The 18353-nt window shown below is 63.4% G+C and carries 20 protein-coding genes; 13 read left to right on the plus strand and 7 right to left on the minus strand.

Annotation, left to right across the window (positions count from 1 at the left end; all coding sequences use genetic code 11):
• The first annotated feature begins 290 nt into the window (after positions 1–290).
• On the plus strand, positions 291–1835 hold the full coding sequence (locus AB8717_RS03460) for a hypothetical protein (protein WP_443749639.1): 1545 nt from the start codon (positions 291–293) through the stop codon (positions 1833–1835).
• A 167-nt stretch (positions 1836–2002) separates the two neighbouring features.
• Positions 2003–2521 carry an OmpA family protein gene (locus AB8717_RS03465; protein ID WP_443749640.1) on the plus strand — a complete coding sequence of 173 codons (519 nt, stop codon included), beginning with the start codon at positions 2003–2005 and terminating at the stop codon, positions 2519–2521.
• A 47-nt stretch (positions 2522–2568) separates the two neighbouring features.
• On the opposite strand, the gene AB8717_RS03470 is transcribed toward AB8717_RS03465, so the two are convergent.
• The 3 genes from AB8717_RS03470 to AB8717_RS03480 form a co-directional block, all read right to left on the minus strand.
• Positions 2569–3651 carry an RluA family pseudouridine synthase gene (locus AB8717_RS03470; protein WP_443749641.1) on the minus strand — a complete coding sequence of 361 codons (1083 nt, stop codon included), beginning with the start codon at positions 3649–3651 and terminating at the stop codon, positions 2569–2571.
• Between the two features lie 52 nt (positions 3652–3703).
• Positions 3704–4129, minus strand: coding sequence for a biopolymer transporter ExbD (locus tag AB8717_RS03475; RefSeq protein WP_443749642.1), 426 nt, complete (start codon positions 4127–4129; stop codon positions 3704–3706).
• A 79-nt stretch (positions 4130–4208) separates the two neighbouring features.
• Positions 4209–5129, minus strand: coding sequence for a LysR family transcriptional regulator ArgP (locus AB8717_RS03480; protein WP_443749643.1), 921 nt, complete (start codon positions 5127–5129; stop codon positions 4209–4211).
• A 93-nt stretch (positions 5130–5222) separates the two neighbouring features.
• Between AB8717_RS03480 and AB8717_RS03485 the strand changes: the two genes are divergently transcribed.
• Together AB8717_RS03485 and AB8717_RS03490 are read left to right on the plus strand one after the other, a co-directional pair.
• Positions 5223–5834, plus strand: a complete 612-nt coding sequence (locus AB8717_RS03485) for a LysE/ArgO family amino acid transporter (protein ID WP_443749644.1) — start codon at positions 5223–5225, stop codon at positions 5832–5834.
• Positions 5835–5966: 132 nt separating this feature from the next.
• A complete protein-coding gene (locus tag AB8717_RS03490; RefSeq protein WP_443749645.1) occupies positions 5967–6587 on the plus strand; it encodes an FMN-binding negative transcriptional regulator in 621 nt (206 codons plus the stop codon).
• A 57-nt stretch (positions 6588–6644) separates the two neighbouring features.
• Here the strand turns inward: AB8717_RS03490 and AB8717_RS03495 are convergent, their stop codons facing one another.
• Positions 6645–7079 (minus strand): biopolymer transporter ExbD, encoded by a 435-nt coding sequence (locus AB8717_RS03495; RefSeq protein WP_443749646.1) that lies wholly within the window; start codon positions 7077–7079, stop codon positions 6645–6647.
• Positions 7080–7352: 273 nt separating this feature from the next.
• Complete coding sequence (gene folE / locus AB8717_RS03500) at positions 7353–8003, minus strand: GTP cyclohydrolase I FolE (RefSeq protein ID WP_443750846.1); 651 nt, start codon at positions 8001–8003, stop codon at positions 7353–7355.
• Between the two features lie 362 nt (positions 8004–8365).
• Here folE and cysS point away from each other — a divergent pair, with 362 nt between their 5' ends.
• The 7 genes from cysS (at position 8366) to AB8717_RS03535 (ending at position 14680) form a co-directional block, all read left to right on the plus strand.
• The gene (gene cysS / locus AB8717_RS03505) at positions 8366–9760 is read left to right on the plus strand and encodes a cysteine--tRNA ligase (RefSeq protein ID WP_443749647.1); all 1395 of its coding nucleotides are present in this window, start codon (positions 8366–8368) and stop codon (positions 9758–9760) included.
• Positions 9760–10314 (plus strand): SRPBCC family protein, encoded by a 555-nt coding sequence (locus AB8717_RS03510; RefSeq protein WP_443749648.1) that lies wholly within the window; start codon positions 9760–9762, stop codon positions 10312–10314. The genes cysS and AB8717_RS03510 overlap by 1 nt, the downstream gene beginning before the upstream one ends.
• Positions 10315–10356: 42 nt before the next feature.
• On the plus strand, positions 10357–10797 hold the full coding sequence (locus AB8717_RS03515; RefSeq protein ID WP_443749649.1) for an iron-sulfur cluster assembly scaffold protein: 441 nt from the start codon (positions 10357–10359) through the stop codon (positions 10795–10797).
• Between the two features lie 136 nt (positions 10798–10933).
• On the plus strand, positions 10934–11179 hold the full coding sequence (gene yidD, locus AB8717_RS03520; protein WP_443749650.1) for a membrane protein insertion efficiency factor YidD: 246 nt from the start codon (positions 10934–10936) through the stop codon (positions 11177–11179).
• Between the two features lie 126 nt (positions 11180–11305).
• Positions 11306–13291, plus strand: a complete 1986-nt coding sequence (gene thrS / locus AB8717_RS03525) for a threonine--tRNA ligase (protein ID WP_443749651.1) — start codon at positions 11306–11308, stop codon at positions 13289–13291.
• 14 nt (positions 13292–13305) lie between these two features.
• Entirely contained in the window at positions 13306–14295 is a 990-nt protein-coding gene (locus AB8717_RS03530; RefSeq protein WP_443749652.1) for a glycosyltransferase family 2 protein, read from the plus strand.
• 97 nt (positions 14296–14392) lie between these two features.
• Positions 14393–14680, plus strand: coding sequence for a hypothetical protein (locus tag AB8717_RS03535; RefSeq protein WP_443749653.1), 288 nt, complete (start codon positions 14393–14395; stop codon positions 14678–14680).
• A gap of 13 nt (positions 14681–14693) precedes the next feature.
• Here AB8717_RS03535 and AB8717_RS03540 read toward each other — a convergent pair whose 3' ends face one another.
• Positions 14694–16391: a glycosyltransferase family 39 protein gene (locus AB8717_RS03540; protein ID WP_443749654.1), complete on the minus strand. Its 1698-nt coding sequence runs from the start codon at positions 16389–16391 to the stop codon at positions 14694–14696.
• Between the two features lie 120 nt (positions 16392–16511).
• On the opposite strand from AB8717_RS03540, the gene AB8717_RS03545 reads away from it, so the two are divergent.
• Positions 16512–17243 carry a glycosyltransferase family 2 protein gene (locus AB8717_RS03545; RefSeq protein WP_443749655.1) on the plus strand — a complete coding sequence of 244 codons (732 nt, stop codon included), beginning with the start codon at positions 16512–16514 and terminating at the stop codon, positions 17241–17243.
• A 144-nt stretch (positions 17244–17387) separates the two neighbouring features.
• Positions 17388–17813 (plus strand): hypothetical protein, encoded by a 426-nt coding sequence (locus AB8717_RS03550; RefSeq protein ID WP_443750847.1) that lies wholly within the window; start codon positions 17388–17390, stop codon positions 17811–17813.
• Between the two features lie 78 nt (positions 17814–17891).
• On the opposite strand, the gene AB8717_RS03555 is transcribed toward AB8717_RS03550, so the two are convergent.
• Positions 17892–18314 carry a lysozyme inhibitor LprI family protein gene (locus AB8717_RS03555; RefSeq protein ID WP_443749656.1) on the minus strand — a complete coding sequence of 141 codons (423 nt, stop codon included), beginning with the start codon at positions 18312–18314 and terminating at the stop codon, positions 17892–17894.
• Positions 18315–18353: the final 39 nt, after the last annotated feature.

Consider the following 18353-nt stretch of genomic DNA (forward strand, 5'->3'; position numbering starts at 1 on the left):
TAGACGAAAGGCAGGATCGCGGCGGGTCTACAGCCCCAGCTTTTGTTCGATCCCAACAATCCATACTCTCCATGCGGCCGCGGTTCGCGGCACGGACGGGGTTATAGTTAATTTCGCAACGATACGCAAGGCGGGTTATAGCGATGCCACATACCTGTGGCGGAAGGGCCACACATCTTTGCGGACATATGGGGTTTTAACAGCCGGCCCATCCGCCCGGTATCGCAACGCAACCGACGGTCTGAATAGGGTTTGACGGCCTGGTTATCGCTCAAGCATGGAGTGGCCAAATGCGCCCGTCCCAAGCGTTTTCCGCCGTGTCCTGGATCGCCCTGCTGGCGCTTGCCGGCTGCAATCCCGCGGCCAATACAACAGCCTCGAACGGCACCAGCCCGGTCGCCCTGGCCATGCCGCTGACCACGGGTGCGGAAACGCCGGTCACGCCGGCGCCCGCCGCCGCCGCGCTTCCGCCCGCGCCGAAACCCGTGCGCGTCGTCCATGTGACGCGGCCGGAAGACAACTATGCCTATGTCGAACGCGCCTATGCCATGAGCAACGCCTTCGGCGATGCGCCGCCGGACTATGGCTACGACTACGGTCCGACGCACGTCTGGGCGTGGCGCGGCCGTGACAATTCGGTGCGCCTGGTCGAGCCGATCGACGGCGGCGACCGCTATTACTACTACCGGCCGGGGGCCGACCAGCCCTATCTGGTCCGCGACTACGACAACAGCTACGGCTATGACGACACGGGCGAACTGGTCGTGGTCTATGACCGCGAGGGCCGGCCCTTGCCCTATGACGACCGCTATGCCGACCGTGCCGCGCGCGAACTGAGCCGCGCCCGCGGCGTCTATGCCGCGTCCCTGAACACCCAGCGCCGGGAAGTCCGCGCCGCCAACTGGGCCGCGCGCCGCTCGCAGATCGATGCCGCGCGGGCGGACTGGGCGGCGCAGCAGAGCCGCGAGGCCGAATGGCGCGCCTATCATGACGCGCATGCCGCCGAACAGGCGGCCTACTGGCAGGGGGAGCAGGATCGCCGCGCGCGGGAGGCCATGGCCTTTACCGACTGGCAGCGCCGCGACTATCAGGGACCGCTGCCGGCGGCGATCGGAGCGCGGCGCGGGGCCGATCCGGCGCAGCAGCAGGCCCTGGCCCAGCAGCACCAGCGCGACCAGATCGCGGCCCAGGTGCGGCTGGATCAGCAACGTGCCGACCTTCAGGCGCAGCAGCGGCAACAGCAGGCTGAGCAGCAAAAGCAGCAGCAAGCCCAGGCCGAACAGCAGCAGCGCGACCAGATCGCGGCTCAGGCCCGGCAGGACCAGCAGCGCGCCGATCTTCAGGCGCAGCAACGTCAACAGCAGGCTGAGCAGCAAAAGCAGCAGCAAGCCCAGGCCGAACAGCGGCAGCGCGACCAGATCGCGGCCCAGGCCCGGCAGGACCAGAAGCGAGCCGATCAACAGGCACAGCAGCGTCAGCAACTGGCCGAGCAGGAAAAACAGCAAAAGGCCCAGGCTGAACAACGCGCCAGGCAGGCACAGCAGCAGGCCGGGCGCCAAGCCGAGGAACGGCAGGCGAAACAACAGGCGGAACTGGCTCAGCGGCAGGCGCAGGAACAACAGGCCCGGCAACAGGCCGAGGCGCGCCAGGCGCAGCAGCATCAACAGGCTCTGGCGCAAGCCCAGGCCCGCCAGCATCAGCAGCAGGCCGCCGCGCATCCGCAGGCTGCCGCTCCGCAAAAGGCTCCTCATGCACCGCCGCAGAATCCGCAAGCCAAGGGTAATGCACACCATGGCCACGATCATCACGACGACCCGCACGATCAGCGGCAGTAAGGCGAGATCCGGTCCGAAGACGGGCGCTGCCGGCGGGCAGCGCCCTTTTTTCGTCCATTTTGGCCGGTCTACTGACCTGGCAAGGCTAGGACACGGGCGAATTCGAAACGTAGAGGATTTCGATGAACCATTTCTCGTCCCGCGCGCTCATTATGGCGCTTCCCCTTATGCTCACCCTTTCGGCCTGTGCCAGCCACAAATATGTCGATGACAAATTTGCCCTGGCGAACGGCCGCATGGACCAGCAGGACGCGCATCTGACGCAGCTCGACAAGACCAGCCAGGAGGCGCTCGACCGCGCCACGTCGGCCGGCAAGCTGGCCGAAGGCAAGTTCAACTATTCCGTCGTGCTGAGCGACGATTCCATCAAGTTCGCCTTCGGCAAGGCCGAGCTGTCCGATAGCGGCAAGGCGACCCTGTCGCAGCTGGTCGACCGGCTGAAGAGCGACAACAAAAACGTCTATCTGGAAATCCAGGGCTTTACCGACAGCGTCGGCACCGACGCCGTCAATTACAAGCTGGGCTCGGAACGCGCCGACAGCGTGCGCCGGTTCCTCAATACCCAGGGCGTGGCGCTGAACCGCATGGCGTCGATTTCCTACGGCGCCGAACAGCCCGTCCAGCCCAACACCACCGCCACCGGCCGTTCGGCCAACCGGCGCGTCGTCATCGTCGTCCTGTCGTAGGGGCAAAAGGCAGGCTGCACCCGAATATATCGGGTGCAGCCTGCCGGCTACTCCTCGTCTTCGTCGTCGAACGCGTCGTCTTCGAAGTCTTCGTAATCCTCATCTTCCATATCGTCTTCCGGCGCGCCGTACATGTGCTTGAGCGCGTCCACCAGAGCCGCCATGTCGGCGGGCAGGGGCGCCTTGAAGCGCAGCTTTTCGCCGGTCACCGGATGGACGAAGCCGAGGACGGCGGCGTGCAGCGCCTGACGCTCAAAGCCCAATTCGTCGAGGATTGCCTGGACGTCGCGGTGCGGGGCGCCCGAGCCATAGACCGGGTCGCCCAGGCACGGGCAGCCCAGGTGCGCCATATGGACGCGGATCTGGTGCGTGCGCCCCGTCTCCAGCTGGCAATTGAGCAGCGCCGCCAGGGGCTTTGTGTCGCCGTAGACCTCTTCCAGCCGGTAATGGGTAATTGCCTCACGCCCGCCGCCGCGCAACACCGCCATCTTCTTGCGGTCGTGATGCGAGCGGCCGATGCGCGTATTGACCGTGCCCTTGACGTAACGGGGCGCGCCGCGAACGACCGCCCGGTACTTTCGGTCGATATCGTGGCGCGAGAACAGCTCGGTCAGGCCGCGATGCGCCGCATCGGTCTTGGCGGCGACCAGCACGCCCGACGTATCCTTGTCGAGACGGTGGACGATGCCGGGCCTGAGCACGCCGCCGATGCCGGACAGGGTATCGCCGCAATGGAAGAGGAGCGCATTGACAAGCGTGCCGTCGGGCGTGCCGGGACCCGGATGGGCCGCCATGCCGGCGGGCTTGTTGACCACGATCAGATGGGCGTCTTCGTAAAGCACGTCCAAAGCCAGGTCCTGCGGAACGGGCGTCGCTTCGACGGGGGCGGGCACGGTCAGGCTGTAGGTGCCGGCCCTGGCCTTGTGCTTGCCGTCGCTGACGGTCTCGCCGCCGAAACTCAGGCGGCCCTCGGCGATCAGGGCTTGCAGACGGGCGCGCGACAGGTCGGGCAGGTGCGGCACCAGGGCGCGGTCGAGGCGATCGCCGGCTTCGTCCACGGAAATCTCTATGGTCAGGGCTTCGCCGCCGTCTTCAAGGTCGTCGGCGATATCGTCATCCGGTTCGGTCATGGGCGCGGTGTTAGCGGAATAAGTCGTTTTCCGCAAACACCGCGCCTTCAGCCTACTTCAGATCTTCGTTGATCAGCGCGATCCGGGTGTAGCCGTCGGCCTTGAGCCGGTTCAGCACGGTGACAAAAGCGCCGTAGTCGACGTCCTTGTCGGCGCGGATCAGGACGCGTTCCGACAGGGGCGTGGCCGAATGCATTGCGCCGCGCAGATCGGCGTCGAGACTGGCCAGCGAGGTTTTGTGGCTTCCGATATAGAGATCGTCCGGTCCCATGACCGAGACGAAGACCGGCGGTTTGGTAACCTCGCCGCCTTCCGCACGCGGCATGTCGAGCTTGATCGACGTCGTCGCGGCCGGAATGGTGACCATGAAGATGATCAGCAGAACCAGCATGATGTCGACGAACGGCGTGACATTGATGTCGGAATTCTGTTCGACAGTGTAGGGGCTCCCTCCGCCCCCGCCAAGTTTGATACCCATGAGTTTCCCTCCTCGATTTGCCCGCACCGGACGGTGCGGGCCGGGGAGTATGATCTCACCGCCCTGACAGTTCGCCGAATCACGAGGCGTTGATCGATCCCGGTGCGTGCAGGACCGTTTTGGCTGTCGCCACGACCGTGCGGGTCAGCCCCGATAGCCGGTCCGCCGCCAGCCGATTGATCTGCCAGAACAGCGGCACATCGATGCGCAGCCCGGGCACCAGTTCGGCCAGCCGGCCCGTGGCGACATGGCCGGCCACCAGCGGTTCCGGATGCAGGCCCCAGCCCATGCCGTCGAGCGCGGCCTCGACAAAGCTATGTACAGAAGGCAACCAGTGGGTCGGATAGGCGATATCCTGTCCCACGGCCATATGCGCCCAACGATGTTGCAGCCGGTCCTTCTGGTCGAAAGTCAGGGCCGGGGCACACGCCAGGGTTTCGGCGCTGAACCCCTGGGCGAAGTGGCGCTCGACAAAGGTTGGGCTGGCGGCGGTGATATAACAGATCGCGCCCAGGGGCGTCACATGGCATCCCGGTACCGGTTTGGCGACCGAAGTGACGGCGGCCAGCACCCGGCCCTTCTCCAGCCACTCCGTCGTATGGTCCTGGTCGTCGACCGCGATGTTGAAAAGATAGCCGGTCTGGTGTCCGAAAGCGGACACTGCCTTGAGGAACCAGGTCGCCAGGCTGTCGGCATTGGAGGCGATATTCAGCGTCACGCGTTCGGCCGGCGCATCGGCCTCCTGAAGGCCGGGAAGCTGCGCCATCAGGTCTTTTTCCAGCATACCGACATGGTCCATGTGCCGGCACAGCCAGGCGCCCTTTTCCGTGGCGGTGCACGGCGTGCCGCGCACGATCAGCACGGCGCCCAGCCGGTCCTCCAGCTGCTTTATCCGCTGCGATATGGCCGACGGCGTGACGTGCAGGGCTTTGGCCGCCTTGTCGAAGCTGCCGGTCTGCACCACCATGGCCACGGCGCGGGCCGCCTGATAATCGATCATGGATTAATTTTGCTAAATTTGAATAAGGTTCTTTAATTAGGCTAATCCCGTCCCGGCGACTACACAAGCCCCGATCTTGTGGAGGTAGCCGTCATGGATGTTCCCGTGTTTTTCGCCGGCCTGTCGATGGGCCTGAGCCTGATCGTCGCCATCGGCGCGCAGAACGCCTTTGTCCTGCGCCAGGGGCTGAAGGCCGAGCACGTCTTCGCTGTCTGCCTAGCCTGCGCGCTGTCGGATGCGGTGCTGATCGCGCTCGGTGTTTCGGGCCTGGGAGCGGTCATGGCGTGGGCGCCGTGGCTCGGGCCTGTTTTGCGCTATGGCGGCGCGGCGTTTCTGATCTGGTACGGGGCGAAGAGCCTGTGGTCGGCACTGCGTTCGAAGGGCGCGTTGTCGGCGGCGGCCGCCAGCGAGAGAACGCCGCTTTTGAAAACCCTTGCGGCCTGCCTGGCCATCACCTGGCTCAATCCGCACGTCTATCTCGATACGGTCGTGCTGCTGGGCTCGATCGCCGCGCAATTTCCCGGGCGCCAGGTTTCGTTCGCAGCCGGGGCGACAACGGGCTCATTCCTGTTCTTTTTCGCGCTGGGCTACGGCGCGGCGTGGCTGCGGCCGTTGTTCGCCAAACCGGCTGCCTGGCGGGTTCTGGAAGGCCTTGTCGCGGCCGTCATGGGATCGATCGCGTTCAAACTTCTCGTCGGCGCCTAAGGCGCTTCTGCAAGAAAGGATATTGCCATGGCCATCCATCCCGTTACATCTCTGCGCGCCGTGATCGCCGCCCTGTTGGCGGCGTCTTCGGTCTATGTCCGTCAAAGCTATGCGTCGCCCTGGAGCCGTTGAATGTATGTGCCTGCGCCCTATCAGGAAAACCGGCGGGATGTCCTTGTCCCCGCGATCGCGGCGAGGGCTTTCGGGACGCTGATCTCGACAGGGGCGGACGGTATTCAGATATCGCATGCGCCGTTTGTCGTCGGTAGTGGCGGCGATTCGCTCGAACTCCTGTGCCACCTGGCGCGTGCGAATCCACAACTGCGGGACATCGGTGAAGGCGCCGAGGTCGTAGCGACCTTTCTGGTCGACGATGCCTATATTTCGCCGGGCTGGTATCCTTCAAAACAGGAAACGGGCAGGGCCGTTCCGACCTGGAACTATATTGCCGTCGAGGCGCGCGGACGGGCCGAATGTATCGATGCCCCCGATGAACTGCTGAGACTGGTCGAGACGCTTACGGCCCGGCATGAAGCGGGCAGGGAGACGCCATGGTCGACCGCCGATGCGCCGGAGTCCTATGTCGAGGCGCTGTTACGCGGCATTGTCGGCGTGCATATCCGCGTGCACGGCCTTACGGGGGCATGGAAGCTGGACCAGAAGAGGCCGGACGCCGACCGTCAGGGCGCCGCCAAAGGGCTTCGCGATATCGACAACAGGCCGGAAATGGCGCGGCGCATGTCACAGGCCTGAAACGAAAAACCCCGGCGGTCGCCCGCCGGGGTTTCAAATTCAAAGGGCAGTCAGCGACTACTCGATGTCTTCGTTGATTAGGCCGACCTTGAGGTAGCCGTTTTGCTGAAGCGTGTTCAGCACCTTCACGAAGTCACCGTATTCGATGTCCTTGTAGCCACGGACCAGAACGCGCTCATTGCGGGGATCCGGCGAATCCAGCGCCGCGGCGACTTCGCCCGGCAGCTGTTCCAGCGTGACCTTCTTCGGGCCGACATAGATGTCTTCCGGGCCCATGACCGACACGAAGACCGGGTCCTTGTGCTTTTCCTGGGTCGGCGGCGACTTCGCCGGCGGCAGGTCGAGCTTGATCGCCACGGTCGCCTTCGGAATGGTCACCATGAAGATGATGAGCAGCACGAGCATGACGTCGACGAACGGCGTGACGTTGATATCCGAGTTTTGTTCGACGTTGTACTTGCTGCCACCGCCGCCACCGAGCTTTGCGCCCATATGTTCAACTCCCTTATCGGCGTGCTTTCGGGCCGGGAGCCCGCGACACGCTAAAATTTTGCCATGGCTCCACCAGCGCATATCTCACGCTGCCGTGAAGCCGTCCCCGCGATTTAGGACAAGTCTTCGTTAAAAGTAAAGGCTAAAGCCCATCAAAAACGCGGTTCGGATCGTATCTCAGCCATAAGGCACAGAGATTAAGATATCCCGAAGCGAAAAAAGCTTCCATCGGGTCGCGATGGAAGCTTTTGTCATACTTTTGCAGCGCCGAAATCAGCCGCGCGCTAGGCGCAGGAATCGGTCCTGGAGGCTGAGATCGGTCTTGAACACGCCGGTGAAGCGCGTCGTCAGGGTCGAGACATTCTTGTGGTGGACGCCGCGCGTCGTCATGCACTGGTGCTCGGCGTCGATCAGCACGGCCACGCCCAGCGGCGCCAGCGATTCTTCGAGCGCGTCGGCGATCTGCTTGGTCATGGTCTCCTGCGTCTGCAGGCGCTTGGCGAAGATTTCCACGACGCGGGCGATCTTCGAGATGCCGACGACCTTGGCCGTCGGCATATAGGCGACATAGGCCTTGCCGAGGAAGGGTGCCATGTGGTGTTCGCAATGGCTTTCGACGTCGATGTCGCGCAGCAGCACCATGTCGTCATAGCCCTGGACGTCTTCGAAGGTGCGCGAAAGCTCCTTCTTCGGGTCGGCCTCGTAGCCCTGGAACCATTCGTCATAGGCTTCGACGACGCGCTTGGGCGTATCGCGCAGGCCTTCGCGGTCGGGATTGTCGCCGGCCCAGGCCAGCAGGGTGCGCACGGCCGCCATTGCCTCTTCGCGGGAAGGACGGTTGGTGAAGGTGGTGATGCTCTTGGGCTTCGAGCTGTTCAGCAGGTTCGGGGCGCCGTCCTGGCCGATGGGATCGAGACTGTCCATATTCAACTAATATTCCCCTTGAGGGCCGAGTGGCGCCGGAACGAAGGTCCCGGAAATGACGCGTGGCATCCCTCAATGTCTATGCGCACAAAGGCCTTTCCGCCCGGTGCGCGGGTCGCTTCCCCGATGAAATCACAAAAGGGTTGCGACTTTAGAAACTGACACGGCCGGCGGGCAATTCCTGTCAGGATAAGAACGGGTCCTGTCAGGATAGGAACTGCTTCCGACACACTTACATTTTACGGCCGCTGTTTCGCCCCGGATCAACAGAATTGACCGTAAGGGCATAAACATTATCGTGGTGCAACGGCCGGACGGTGTCTATATGGGACCAGACCCCTTCTTTACAACCAAAATTGCCGATGAAACTGCATATTCACGACACGCTGAAGCGCGAAAAGATCGAATTCGTCCCCCGGAACCCGTCACGGGTTACCTTGTATGTGTGTGGACCGACGGTCTATTCCTACGCCCATATCGGCAATGCGCGCCCGGTCGTCGTCTTCGACGTGCTGTTCCGGCTGCTGCGCCGGCTGTATGGCGAAGCAAGCGTTGTCTATGCCCGCAACATCACCGACGTCGACGACAAGATCAACAAGGCGGCGATCGAGCAGGGCGTCGATATCGACGTCATCACCAATAAATTCGCCGACATCTATAACCAGGACATGGCGACTCTGGGCGCGCTGCGTCCGACCCTTGAGCCGCGCGTCACGCATAATATGGACGCCATCGTCAGGCAGATTGGCGATCTGGTCGGCGGCGGCCATGCCTATGCCGCCGAAGGCCACGTGCTGTTCGACGTCGAAAGCTTCAAGGACTACGGCCGGCTGTCCAACCGCTCGCTCGACGACATGATCGCCGGCGCCCGCGTCGAGGTCGCGCCCTACAAGAAGAACCCGCAGGACTTCGTGCTGTGGAAGCCGTCCAAGCCCGGCGAACCCGTGTGGGAAAGCCCGTGGGGCCCGGGGCGCCCGGGGTGGCATATCGAGTGCTCGGCCATGATCGAGGCCAATCTCGGCCTGCCGATCGATATCCATGGCGGCGGCCACGACCTGATCTTCCCGCACCATGAAAACGAGATCGCCCAGGGCGTCTGCGCCCAACATAGGCACGATGACGCGGACTATTCCCGTTACTGGATGCACAACGGCTTTTTGACGTTCGAGGGCGACAAGATGTCGAAGTCGCTCGGCAATGTGAAGCTGGTCCACGATCTTATTAAAGAGGTGCCGGGCGAGGTCATCCGCCTGGCGCTGTTGTCGGCGCACTATCGCGGGCCGCTCGACTGGACCGGTGACTTGATTTCCCAGACCCGATCGCGCCTCGACGGGCTTTACGGCACGCTGCGCAAGGTCAAGGACGTGGCTATTCATGACGTCGTGGTGCCCGCCGCCGTCATGGAGGCCCTGTGCGACGATCTCAATACGCCCAGGGCGCTGGCCGAACTGTCGGCCCTGGCCAAGGCGGTCGAAGTCGCCGAATCGGACACGGCCCGCTCGATGGCCAAGTCTAACCTGCTGGCAGCGGCCGGGGTGCTGGGTCTGCTGCAACAGGATGCCGATGCCTGGTTCACGGCCGGCGCCGACGAGGATCTGAGCGCAAGGGTGGAAAGCCTGATCGCCGAACGCATCGCCGCGCGCGCCGCGAAGAACTGGCCCGAAGCCGACCGGATCCGCAAGGAAATCGACGCGCTCGGCGTCGATGTCATGGACAGCCCCACCGGGGCAACGTGGAAGCTCAAGGGGGGAGTATAATGTCCTATAAGGTCGAATACCGCATCGGGGTGACCGCGCCGGTCGACGATATCTACGATCTGGTCGCCGATATCGAGGCGTGGACGCAGTGGAGCCCGATCCACAAGGTGGCCAAAGGCTCGCTGCATTTCGGGGCGCCCTTCCATCTCGAGGAAGAGTATCAGGGCCTGGGGATGTGGGAGATCGATGGCGTCCTGTCCGACTGGTCGCCCTATTCGCACATCCATGTCTTCGTGCCGAAGCCCTTCTATGCCGGCAAGCTGATGCGCTATTTCGAGTTCGAAGCCCTGTCGGAAACGGGTTCGACCTTCACGGTCGGCGCCCTGTTCAATGGCTTCCTGTCGGAACGCGAAGGCCGTTCCTACGGCAAGTATCTTAAGCGCGGTTTCCAGGCCTTTGCCGAGGCGGCGAAAGAGAAGGCGGAAAGCAATTACAACACCTCGCCCGACAAGCGCCGCGCGCCGCGTGAGATCAAGGCGCCGGAAAAGCCGCAACTCGGCCCCAAGCGCCTGGGCGTCAAGACGCCCAAATTCTTCGGCGGCAAGAAGAAGTAGCGGCTTGCCGTGGCGGCCGTCCATGCACATTTGTAGTCCGCGATGATCGACGCCCTCTATTCCCGCGAAATCCTGCGCCGCACGACGCAGTTGCAGCACCTCGGCCGGCTTGACCGGCCGCAGGCCTCGGCCGACCGCGTGGCCAAGCTGTGCGGCTCGACCATCCATGTCGAGTTGAGCCTTTCGGGCGACACTGTGTGCGATTTTGCCATGGAGATCGAAGCCTGCGCGCTCGGCCAGGCAGCGGCCGCCATCCTGTCGCAAGCGGTCATCGGTGCCACGGCAGCCGAGATTCGCGATTCGCGCGACTCGCTCCGCCGGCTGCTGAAGGGCGAGGATGTGGTGTTTCCTGAGCGTTTTCAGGATCTTTCCATTCTGTCGGCGGTGCGCGACTATCCGCCACGCCACGCCTCGACCTTGCTGTCGCTCGAAGCGACCTGTGATGCGATCAACACAATTGAAAACCGAAATGCGGTCGCCTGAAACGCGTGACGTGACGGTCCTGCCTTGCCACGCTTCACATTGATCCTTTATATTGCGGATGCGAAAGACAACCGAACCTTGACGCTCCGGAACGGTTGTGGTCTGAACGTTAAGATTGGTTAAAGGTCATTGGCTTATGGCAGGGCTCTACGAAAGCAGCGTCCGGACGGCGCTGAAAGCCTACAAGCTGACCCTTTCGCCCTATATCGGGCAGGCCTGCCGGTTCCGGCCGACCTGTTCGGAATATATGGCGTCGGCGCTTATCGAACACGGCCCGTTGTTGGGGTCGTGGATGGGCGTCCGGCGCATCTGCCGGTGCCGTCCTGGGGGCGGATCCGGCTTCGATCCGGTGCCGCCCCCGCGGACCCGGACAAAAGCCTGAAGCGGTTCTGACGAAAGCCGCATTTTAAGGCCCGGCGTGCACAAATCCGTTGCACGACCGCGCTATCACTGCCTGAGCGATGAAGCCTTCGGTAAGGGCTACATGTCGCCAATGAGAGAGTAGACGATGATCGACGTGACCTTCCCCGATGGCGCAGTACGCAGCTATGAGGCGGGAACAACCGGCCGGACAATTGCCGAGGGTCTGTCGAAGTCTCTGGCGAAAAAGGCAGTCCTGATCAAGCTGGACGGGGAACTCCTCGATTTCGACCGTCCGCTGGAGCGCGGTGGCCGGATCGAAATCCTGACCCGCGACGCGCCCGAGGTGCTTGAGGTCATCCGCCACGACACCGCCCACATCCTGGCCGAGGCCGTGCAGGAGCTGTTTCCCGGCACGCAGGTGACCATCGGCCCGTCGATCGAGGACGGCTTCTATTACGACTTCGCGCGCGAAGAGCCGTTCAGCCTGGACGACCTGCCGCGCATCGAGGCCAAGATGCGCGAGATCGTCGACCGCGACGAAAAGATCGTGCGCGAGGTCTGGGACCGCAACGAAGCGATCGCCCATTTCGAATCGATCGGCGAAAAGTACAAGGCCGAGATCATCCGCGACCTGCCGGGCACCGAGACCATCACCGTCTATCGTCACGGCGATAAATGGAAGGACCTGTGCCGCGGGCCGCACCTGCCGTCGTCGAAGTTCGCCGGCAAGGCGTTCAAGCTGACCAAGCTGGCCGGCGCCTACTGGCGCGGCGACCACAACAATGCCCAGCTGCAGCGTATCTATGGCACCGCCTGGTCGACGGAAGCCGACCTCGAGGCCTATGTCACCCGCCTGGAAGAGGCCGAAAAGCGCGACCACCGCAAGCTGGGCCGCCAGATGGACCTGTTCCACATGCAGGAAGAAGGCCGCGGCATGGTCTTCTGGCACCCCAAGGGCTGGGTGCTGTGGCAGACGGTCGAGGCCTATATGCGCCGCCGCCTTGGCGATGCGGGCTATGTCGAGGTCAAGACGCCGCAGGTGCTCGACATGTCGTTCTGGCAGAAGTCGGGCCACTGGGACAAGTACCGCCCCAACATGTTCGTCTGCGAAACGGTCGAGGGCGAGGTCCTGTCGCTGAAGCCGATGAACTGTCCGGGCCACGTCCAGATCTTCAAGGTCGGCCTGCGCTCGTACAAGGAACTGCCGATCCGCATGGCCGAATTCGGCGCCTGCCACCGTTATGAGCCGTCGGGCTCGCTGCACGGCCTGATGCGCGTGCGCGCCTTCACCCAGGACGATGCGCATATTTTCTGCCGCGAAGACCAGATCGTGGAGGAAACCGAGAAGTTCGTACGTTTGACCCGTATGATCCATTCGGACCTCGGCATGCAGACGGCCTATATCAACCTGGCGACCCGGCCTGAAAACCGCGCCGGCAGCGACGAGTTCTGGGACAAGGCCGAGGGCATGCTGATGGAAGCGGCCCGCGCCGCCGGCGTCGAGCCCGTCATCGCCGAGGGCGACGGGGCGTTTTATGCCCCCAAGCTCGACTTCATCGTCAAGGACGCGATCGGCCGTGAATGGACCTGCGGCACGCTGCAGCTCGACTACGTGCTGCCCGAACGCCTCGACGCCGAATACGTCGCCGAAGACGGTTCGCGCCAGCGCCCGGTCATGCTCCACCGCGCCATCCTGGGCTCGTTCGAACGCTTCATCGGCATCATGATCGAGAATTTCGGCGGTAAGTTCCCGCTGTGGCTGGCGCCGGTCCAGGTCGTCATCGCGCCGATCACCTCGGACGCCAACGACTATGCCGAAGCGGTCGCGCGCACCTTCCGCGCCGCCGGCCTGCGCGTCGAGGCCGACCTGCGCAACGAAAAGATCAATTACAAGATCCGCGAACATTCGCTCAAGAAGGTTCCGGTGATCGCGGTCGTCGGCCGCAAGGAAGCCGAAACGGGCGAGGTCGCCCTGCGCTTCCTGGGCAGCGACGGCCAGACCATTCTGTCGCTTCGTGACGCCGCCGACCGGCTGAGCGAAGAGGCATTGGCGCCAGACCTCAAAGGGGCGGCGCAGCAGGGGGAAGAGTATGCGCGTAAAGAGGAAACGTCTGTCACGGAGACGGCCTGAGGGGGGCCGTACGCATGAATCAGAACCTGCCGGCGCCTGTCGTCGACCTGCTGAAAGAGCGTAAACTCGAATCGAAGGAAGCGCACGCCTTCCTGCGACACCTTGACATGAAGCCCGCCGACGGCCTGGCCGACGGCGCGACTGTCGTCATGATCGTCTATCATACCGGCAAGATCCTGCACGACAGCGTGCGCCGCGTCCTCGACACACCCGGCGTCGAACAGTTCATCATCATCGATAACGGCTCGTCGGAGAAGGATGCGCAGTGGCTGCGCGACCTCAACGAGACCTACGACCATGTGCTTCTGGTCCAGGGCCACGGCAATATCGGTTTCGCCAAGGCCGCCAACCTGGGCGCGCACCTGGCGCACCAGCCGTGGCTGATCTTCCTCAATCCCGACGCCATGCTGAAGCCGGACTGCGTGACCGAACTGGTCGACGCCGCCAAGGCCGGCGCGTCGCCCTGCGTCGTCGGCGCGCGTGTTCTCAACCCCGACCTGACCGAACAGCGCGGCGCCCGCCGGGGTGAGGTCACGCCGGTCACGACCCTGATCAGCCTGCTGCAGCTGTCGCGTATTTTTCCGGCGCTGCGCGGCTTTGAAATCCACCGCGAGGAAGAAACCCTGCCCGAACATCCGGTCACGGTCCCGACCATTTCCGGCGCCTGTTTCTGTGTCTCGCGCTACGACTTCGCGCGCCTCAAGGGTTTCGACACGCGTTTCTTCCTGCACGTCGAAGACGTCGACCTGTGCTGGCGCGCCCGCCAGATGGGCGGCTCCGTGCTGTTCCACCCCAGGGCCGAAGTCGTGCACGAGGGCCATACCTCGCGCGTTGAGCCGATCTTCGTCGAATGGAACAAGGGCGTAGGCCTGGTCTATTACTTCCGCAAGCGCGCCAAGGGCGTGTGGCGCAAGCTCTATGTGCTGGCGCTGAGCCCGCTGATCCTCGGCATGTCGGTGCTGCGGGCCGCCGTCCGCCCGCGCCTGCGCGACGTGGAGGACTGAGACCTCAGATCGCGTCCTGTATAAGGGGAGCCATTTCTGTCAGGCGGGATGCGATTCGGCTTCCTTCGGCAAGCGGCTTGGTGAACAAGGGGGGCGATTGGATAACCGTCGCGGAAGAATACGGTTTCTTTCTGAATCGTATTGGTCGGGGCTTTATACGAAGCCCGAAGTCATTGGCCTGACGATCGATATCCTGGCGGACTCGCCCGATTTCGCCGAACTCTGGGGCGATGTTCCCGATTGGTTGCAGGTGGAAATATGGGAGTGGCTGAAACCACTTCACCGGAACACGGTCCTTTATGGGCAAACCTTGTGGGGAGAGGTCATTTCCCCAAACCTGATCGATCTGAAGGTCTGGTTGATCCGGGAAGGGCGCTGCGAATAAAGGCTATCCCAGCCTACTGCCCCGTCACCGGTGGCGGGTTGTCGTACAGCACCAGGGTCTGGTCGCCGCCATTGTAGTTATGGCCGGAAATGCGCGTCACGGCGTGGGGCGTCAGCTTCTGGGCGGCGGCGGCCTTCTGGAAGGCGGCGTCCATCTTCGATTCGACGAACACGGGCCGGCCTTCGGCCAGGGCGTCGGCGGCCTCGTCGGCATCGTCGTTGCACAGCTCGGTCTTGGTGCCCATGGTGAAGACGAAGCTCGGCTCGGCATAGCCCAGCGTCGCCACCGGGCCCGGCGCCACGCCCTGGCGCGGATCCAGGTTGGCGGCGATCAGCGCCTGTTCCATCTGGCGCGACAGCCAAAGCGGCTTCAGTGATGCCGCCAGCGAAAAGAAGCCGAGGTGGCAGAGCGCGCCGGCGGCCAGCAGGAAGCCGAAGCCCGCGCGGCCGTGGCGCCGCCACAACAGCCAACCGGCGAAGATACCGAGGCCCAGCGCGCTGATGGCGGTCAGCACGGCCAGCGGCAGAGACAGGCCCGAACCGAACTTGGCATTGGCGCCAAAGGCGACCGCGGTGAAGAAGACCCCGCCCAAGATGCCGAACACCCAGTTCAGGATCTGCGCCCAGCGCTTCAGGGGCAGGTTGAGCGACACAGCGCACAGCCAGGCCAGCGCCGCGAAGGTCGGCAGCGGATAGTGCGGCAGCTTGGTCGGCGTCAGCTCGAAGATAATGAAGCTGGGCAGCAGCCAGGCCAGGGCGAAGCGGATGGCGGGTTCCTTGTAGCGCTGGATGGCGGCCTGGATCGCGCCGCCGAACAGCCAGCTGGCCGGGAACATGGTGAAGGCCAGCAGCGCTGTATGATAGCCCGGCCACATGAAGTGGCCTTCGGAGCCGCCGTTGAGCTTGGACGCAAAGTCGTGTCCGACGGCGCCGCGCCAGAAATCGCCGCTGGTCTCGATGGTGATGGCGACGGCCCACGGCCCGCAGATGGCCAGCACCAGGATCAGCCCCCAGCCCCAGCCGATATAGCGCGCCCAGCGAATCTTGCGGTCCATCGCCCACAGGGCCAGCAGCGTGGCGGCCAGGACCATGGGGCCGATGATGATCTTGACCAGGACGGCCAGCGCCATCGACAACCACAGGACCAGCTTCAGCATGGTCATTTTCGGCCGTGGCGCGTCCTTGTCCAGGTCGCGCGTGCGCAAATAGATCTGCGAAAGCGCCGCCATCATCAGCGTGATGGCGCCGCACTGCACCGCGTCGGTCTTGGCGATGAAGGCCTCGGTCGACAGCATGAAGGTGATGCCGAACAACAGGCCGGCGCGTGTGCCGACGCGCGTTCCGAACGCCTTGGACGCTCCCCAGGCGCAGGCAAAGGCCGCCAGCGCCGCCCCCAGCAGCGACGGGAAGCGATAGGCGGCGATGTTGCGGGTCTCGACCTTCGACGTCAGGGCGACGCTGGCCGCCTGCAGCCAGTGGATGCCGACGGGCTTCTTGTTGCGCGGCTCGTCCTGCAACATGATCCGGATGAAGTCGTGCGTCTCCAGCATCTGCGACGTCGCCTGGGTGAAGCGCGATTCGTCGCGGTCGAGCGGCGGCATGACGAAGAGCAGGGGCAGGGCGGCGACGATGGTCAGGAGCGCGGCCAGCATCGGCCCGCGCATGCCGCCGGAGGCGAAACGGACCAGGCGCTGCGGAAGGAAACGACTCATTGATTGTTATTCTGTTCTCGAGACTGCACGCCTGAAAGCGAGTGCTGTTTACGCGCGCGGGCAAAGACGATATGACGCGGGACGCGGCCGAATTGCCCGATCCTCGCCAGAGTCCCGAACATGCCCCTCACTGTCTCCGTCGTCGTTCCCGTCTATAATGAAGAAGGGGCTGCGGTACAAGTCGCTACGGAGATTGCGGAAGCGTTCACGGCGGTCTTCGGCGCCGACGGATTCGAGATCGTCATGGTCGACGACCGCTCGACCGACAACTCCTATGCGCGCCTCCTCGAAACCAAGACCTTGGTGCCGCAGTTGCGCGTGCTGCGGCACGAAAAGAACTCCGGCAAGAGCGCGGCGATCCGCAGCGGCGTCTTTGCGGCGCGGTCAGGCATCATCGTCACGGTCGATGGCGACGGCCAGAACCCGCCGGCCGACGCCGCGCGCATGGCGTCGATCCTCGACAAGGCGGGACCCGAGGTCGGGCTGGTCGCCGGCCAGCGCCAGAACCGCCAGGACACGGCGTCGAAGAAGTGGGCGTCGCGCTGGGCCAACGGTATCCGTAAAAGCCTGCTCAACGACAATTGCGACGATACGGCGTGCGGGCTGAAGGCCATCCGCCGCGACGTCTTCCTGCGCCTGCCCTTCTTCGACCAGTTGCACCGCTACCTGCCGGCCCTGGTCAACCGCGAAGGTTATAGAACGCTGATCGAGCCGGTCGGGGATCGCCTTCGTACAACAGGTCAATCGAAATATACCAACATCGGACGTTTGGCAGTGGCGCTGTCGGACCTTCCCGGTGTAATGTGGTTAAACAGCCGTTTACGCAAACCCGGCAAGGTGAGCGAAGGCTAAGCGCAAGAATGAGCCTGCGCATCCGGGGCTAGGGAAGGGGAGGACTAGAGCATGGCACAGGATCCTCGCAAGGTTCTGGGTGTTGAAAGCGCGATGGGGCTGTTTGACCCTGAATCGCGCAACGTCAACAGAAGGAATGTCAGCTTGGTTACAGCCTTTCCGCTCCTCGTCCTGCCGTGGCTGGTCTACAACGTCCTCGGCCTGTTCTCGCTGTTCGGCGGCGCCGACGCCAATGCGGCCTATAATGCCACGACCCAGGTCCTGTTCAACATGCCGATGCCGTCGCCCGGCACGCACTGGGCCGTCTCGACCGGCGACATCATCCTGTTCGGCGCGCTGATCTGCCTGTTCTTCGAACTGCTGAAATCGACGCAGTCGGACAAGGTGGCGATCATCAACCACTCGCTGTCGATGGTCCTGTTCATCGTCTGCCTGGTCGAATTCCTGCTCTTCCGGCCCTTCGCCACCTCGACCTTCTTCCTGCTGACCTCGATGACGCTGATGGACGTGCTGGCCGGCTTTATCGTCACCGCCATCTCGGCGCGGAAGGATATCGACTTCGGCGGTTGATCCGCGAAGGAAGAGGTCCACAGGTTACGCAGATTTACGCCGGGCCGAGAGGTCCGGCGTTTTTCATCGGCTCCAGACTCACCGCGACTCCAAATCCAGCATGTCCTTGAGTTGCTTGACGCGATCAGCCGTCATGCTCATCAAGCAGTCTTCCTGGATAACGGGAGCGAGCGTGCCGCCGGCTTCGGCGGAACTCTGCAGATCGCATTCGGCGTCGCGGAACTGCACCCACAGCCGCTCGGACTTTCGCAGCATTTCTTGCCGGTCAGGCTCCAGTTTCGCCGTCAGCGTCTTATAGACGACGTTCAACGCCTTGTCCTGACGCGCCAATTCTTCGTCTTCGCAATTGGCCATGGCAGCGTCCATGGCTTGAGCGCGGTCAATGCACATATCGAATTCGTGTGAATACTCGGGCGCCTTGGGCGCTTTCGCCTCACTGCTGCCGGGCTGAGCCACCGATATCAACGCGATACAGGCTGCGGCGCACCACAATGCTTTCATATTTACCCCCATTGGCCACGATGGCGTGGCGTCTCCCTC

It is taken from the genome of Asticcacaulis solisilvae, from assembly GCF_052327315.1.
In the GTDB taxonomy this organism is placed as follows: Bacteria; Pseudomonadota; Alphaproteobacteria; order Caulobacterales; family Caulobacteraceae; genus Asticcacaulis; species Asticcacaulis solisilvae_B.